The 3,049-nt window shown below is 44.8% G+C and carries 2 protein-coding genes; one reads left to right on the top strand and one right to left on the bottom strand.

Translation table 11 applies throughout. The features are described from left to right. Positions 1-65: 65 nt before the first annotated feature. Positions 66-1,058 (bottom strand): ShlB/FhaC/HecB family hemolysin secretion/activation protein, encoded by a 993-nt coding sequence (locus K4A83_RS21010; RefSeq protein ID WP_265266661.1) that lies wholly within the window; start codon positions 1,056-1,058, stop codon positions 66-68. Positions 1,059-1,270: 212 nt separating this feature from the next. Here K4A83_RS21010 and K4A83_RS21005 point away from each other — a divergent pair. Further along, positions 1,271-3,049 (top strand): two-partner secretion domain-containing protein (locus K4A83_RS21005; protein ID WP_265266660.1); only part of this gene is annotated, 1,779 nt, incomplete at its 3' end.

The following is a 3,049-nucleotide window of genomic DNA, read 5'->3' as shown; positions in this document are numbered from 1 at the left end:
CATGCTCCCATTATAACACACTTAATAAAACTGGCAAGGCTCATTAAGTGTTGACGCTTCGCGGGTTACATACTGTTTTTCTTTTCATCCCCGTCCTCAAGTATCGGGGCTTTCAAGAAAACATGATTGGTAAGATTGTACCGCAATCCTAGAGTCCCCTCCCGAGCATTCAACGGCAGCAGATAACTCACCTCCCACCCCTCACTCCCCTCACTCCTGCGATAACTCCCCCCCAAACGATCTCCCCATCCCCCAACATTCCCCCAACTCATCATTCCATACCCTTCCACCGTTCCCACCGTCGGCACCCGATCATTTGTCACCCCCACTTGCACCTGCCAAGGGGAGGCCTCTGTTACCGTCACCTCTAGCACATTTTCCCCCGGATTTTCCCCCTGCATTAGGTTTGCAGAGATCCGCTCAATCAAGGGATTTTGTTGCAAGAGTTGAATCTCCTCCTCCAAACGCGATAGATGCAGGGGAACCCTTTGGGCATTGGGTAAACGTCGGCGGATATACTGTTCTGGGAGACGTTTTAACCCCTTCATCTCAATCTCTGCAATCCTTCCCTCCACCACCTGAATAATCACCACCCCCCCTTGAATAGTTTGCAACGGCAGATCGGCCCCAGAGGTTAAATACTGATGCTCTAAATACATTTGTTCCACCGCAGAACGTGCAGCCACTAGCTGGTCAAACGTCACCCCTTCCCCCGTAAAAGGTGCTGTAATGGCCTGTAATTGTTCCTCACTAAACACTGTACTCCCCCGCACCTCATACCGCGTCACGGTCAAACTGTCTGGGGGGAGAGTCTCCCTCGGAGGAGTCTGGGGGGAGGGGGGAGTGAGCAACTCTTCAGGAGGAGGGAGAGGAGTGGGGGAATCCAGAGGGAGGAAATTTGGGTTAGGATTGGGTAGATTTTGGGCGGCAAGGGGTTTTAAAAATAGGAGATTTAAGTGCGCGCCCCAACTTAAGAGAATTAAGGCTGGAATGCCGCAAAGTTGAGCGATTTTTCTCATATTTTGGTGGTAGATGGGTTGAGCTAGATTCAGTGACATAATTTTACTTAAATTTGTAGGTTGGGTGAAATGAAATGTAACCCAAAATTCCCAATACTGGGGGGAAATTGTTGGGTTACGCTTTTCCTGTGCCTAACCTACGAATCAATACAGAATTCCAATAGTGGCGGTAAATTGTTGGGTTGCGCTTTTCTTGTGCCTAACCTACAAATAAATACAGATAACTTTGTTTTTGGAGTTTAAATAACAATATGTTTAAAAATGCGCTGGTTGTATCAAGTGGTTTTTTCCTCGGCCTGCTGAATTTTAATGCTTCCCTACAAGCTCAAATTGTTGCCGATACAACTTTACCTAATAACACGGCTGTGAATTGTTTAGGATTCACTTGCACAATTACCCAAGGAACAACGATGGGTAATAACCTATTCCACAGTTTTAAACAATTTTCTGTTCCCCTTTTTAACACGGCTCAATTTCAGCATAATCCGGCTATTAATACCGTAATTGGTCGCGTGACGGGAGGATTACCGTCAGAGATTAATGGTTTTATTCAAGCTGCACCCACTAACCCGAATTTTAACTTATTTTTGCTCAATCCCAATGGCATTATATTTGGTCCAAATGCCAGTTTAAATTTTAACGGTTCTTTTACGGCTGCTACAGGAACAGGCATAGTTTTTAGCGATGGGACTATTTTCCCTGCAACAGGCGATAATCCTCCGTTAACCATGAGTGTTCCTGTAGGAATCCAACGGGGGACTAATCCCGGTTCAATTCAATTGCAAGGAGCAAATTTAATCCTACCCGTCGGCAATAACTTGTCTTTAGTCGGTGGAGATATTATCCTTTCCGAAACTTTAAATTTTGGTCTTCCTCAATTTGCTACGATTTCTACAACTCAGGGAAATATTACCTTAGATGGTCGCAATATTATTTTAACAGGAGGTTCTAGTGTTGGTGTTCCTCCTACGTTTGATCAACCGGGAGGAAGGTTAACGGTTAGGGCTTCTGAATCGGTGCAAATCTCAGGAACTTCGGCATTATCTGCTAATATCAGGAGTGGGTTTTATGCTCAAAATGTAGGAGGAATAGCTGATGCGGGAAATATTAATATTTTCACCCCTCTTTTAGTCTTAGAAAATGGGGGAGTGATTTTAACTTCTACTGTGGGGGCAGGCAATGCAGGGAATACGGTTATTAATGCGGAAAATGTGGTTTTAAGGGGCGTGGTGGGAGATCGTCCCAGTGGAATTTATTCAGAATCAGGGTTAGCTGCAACGGGTGACGCTGGGAATATTACGGTTAATGGGGGGAATATTTCACTGGCAGATGGGGCGAGGATTTCGACGTCAACGGATGTTAATAGTTTGGGTAAAGCGGGAACGGTTAGTTTAAAGGGGGATTTAATTGAAGTTGTAGGATCTCAGAATGGAATTCCTAGTTTAATTACGAGCCAAACTTTGGGCAATTCAGACGCAGGAAATTTAAATATTGTCGCGAATCAAATGCGGATTCTAAATGGGGGACAAGTTTTAGGCAAGAGTGAAAGACAGGGGAAGGCGGGCAATATTGATTTAACGGTGGGTGTTCTGGAATTAAATCAAAATGCTTTGCTGTCGGTTGAAACTAACACGGCACAAGGGGGCAATATTTTTGTCAGAAATTCACAATTATTAACCCTTGCCAATAATAGTAAAATTTCGGCTTCGACTCAAAGCGGTCAGGGGGGAAATATTGAGGTTTTAAACGGGAATCGGATTAATTTAGGGGGGAATAGTGAAATTATTGCCCAGTCTACAGGGATTGGTCGCGCTGGGGATGTGACGCTAGAAGGGCGGGTTTTAAATATTACGAATAATGCTCAAGTCAGTGTGAGTAATACCGGAACAGGGAATGCGGGGAACTTAGGAATTAGTGCCAGTGAGATTAAGTTAAATCAGGGGAAATTGAGCGCGGAAACGAGACAGGGAGCGGGGGGGAATGTTCTGTTGCGGAATATGCGATCGCTTTTTTTGGAAAATCAAAGCCAA

It is taken from the genome of Spirulina subsalsa FACHB-351 (assembly GCF_026130165.1).
Classification (GTDB): domain Bacteria; phylum Cyanobacteriota; class Cyanobacteriia; order Cyanobacteriales; family Spirulinaceae; genus Spirulina_A; species Spirulina_A subsalsa_A.
Note: the sequence above shows the minus strand (reverse complement) of the source record. Positions and strands in the feature narration are given on the sequence as shown.

What these genes read in the sequence shown, in the direction of transcription:
- K4A83_RS21010 (WP_265266661.1), bottom strand. Translation starts at nt 1,058, where the DNA reads ATGTCACTGAATCTAGCTCAACCCATCTACCACCAAAATATGAGAAAA.